This is a genomic window from Janibacter endophyticus, from assembly GCF_016888335.1.
GTDB lineage: Bacteria > Actinomycetota > Actinomycetes > Actinomycetales > Dermatophilaceae > Marihabitans > Marihabitans endophyticum.
Window position 1 is genome coordinate 1 of sequence record NZ_JAFEJG010000001.1, and the last position, 1,407, is coordinate 1,407.

1 protein-coding gene is annotated in these 1,407 nt (G+C 66.9%); it reads right to left on the reverse strand.

Going from position 1 to position 1,407, the window contains the following annotated elements; genetic code table 11:
* Positions 1 to 36 precede the first annotated feature (36 nt).
* Positions 37 to 1,311, reverse strand: a complete 1,275-nt coding sequence (locus tag JNO54_RS00005; RefSeq protein WP_204142037.1) for an IS256 family transposase — start codon at positions 1,309 to 1,311, stop codon at positions 37 to 39.
* Positions 1,312 to 1,407: the final 96 nt, after the last annotated feature.

A 1,407-nucleotide genomic window follows, 5' to 3' on the forward strand; every position in this document is an offset into this window, starting at 1 on the left:
GGGTCTGTCCGATGAACGGTGTTTCCGGCGTTCATCTCAGAGGTTCTCCGCGGCCGGCATGCGGTCGGCGAAGGTGACGGCGAAAGCGTTGAGCGCGGGCTTCCACCGCATGGTCCATCGTGCCTGGCCGGTGCCCTTGGGGTCCAGGCCCCTGGTGACCAGGTACAGGCACTTGAGGGCGGCCTGCTCGGTCGGAAAGTGCCCGCGCACGGTGACCGCGCGCCGGTACCTGGCGTGCAGGGACTCGATGGCGTTGGTGGAGAACAGCACCCGGCGGATCTCCACGTCGTAGGCCAGGAAGGGGATGAACTCCTCCCACGCCGCTCTCCACATCTTGGGGATGGCCGGGTAGGGCTTGCCCCATTTCTCCTCCAGCTCCTCGAACGCCGCCCATGCTGCCTCGACCGAGGGTGCGGTGTAGATGCGGCGCAGGTCCTTGGCCAGCTGGTCCCAGTATTTCCGCGAGGCGTAGCGCAGCGTCGCCCGGATGAGGTGGATCACGCAGGCCTGCACGATCGCCTGGGGGAAGACGGCGTTCACGCTGTCGGGCAGTCCTTTGAGGCCGTCGCAGACGATGAAGAACACGTCGCGCACGCCGCGGTTCTTCAGGTCCGCCAGCACGTTCATCCAGAACTTCGCCGACTCACCACCTCCCTGCCCGGCCCACAGGCCCAGGACGTCTCGCCGGCCGTTCAGGTCGACGCCGATCGCGGCGTAGAAGGGTTGGTTGCCGACCTGCCCGTCGCGAACCTTGACGTAGATCGCGTCGATGAAGATGGCCGCGTACACCGGTTGCAGCGGCCGGGAGGACCAGGCGGCCATCTCCTCGAGCACCTTGTCCGTGATCCTCGAGACCGTGTCCTTGCTGATGGAGGCGCCGTACACCTCGTGGAAGTGCGCGCTGATCTCACCGGTCGTCAGGCCCTTGGCGAACAGGCTGATCGCGACCGCGTCCACGTCCGAGAGGCGCCGCTGTCGCTTCTTGACGATCACCGGTTCGAACGTGCCGGCCCGGTCCCGGGGGACCGCGATCGTCACCTCTCCGGCGGCGTCGGTCAGCACCGTCTTGGGTCGGGTGCCGTTGCGGATGTTGCCGTTCTCCGCGGTGGGTACCCGGTGCTTCTCGTGGCCGAGGTGCTCGGTCAGCTCCTCTTCCAGGGCTGTCTCCAGGACGGTGGCGGTGATTGATTTGAGCAGCCCGTCCGGGCCGGTCAGGTCCTCACCACGGGCTCGGGCGGCCTTGACCAGCTCCCGGACCGCAGCCTGCTCGGCCTCGCTGCGCGAGGTCGTCTTCTTCACCTTCTTCGGCATCGAGCTCACGCTCGTGATCTTCTCGGTCATCACATGACCTTCCCCGCCAGCTGAGCCGGCGTGTCAGGCCAGAAACACCGTTTGGCGGACAGTCCC

What these genes read in the sequence shown, in the direction of transcription:
- JNO54_RS00005 (WP_204142037.1), bottom strand. Translation starts at nt 1,311, where the DNA reads ATGCCGAAGAAGGTGAAGAAGACGACCTCGCGCAGCGAGGCCGAGCAG.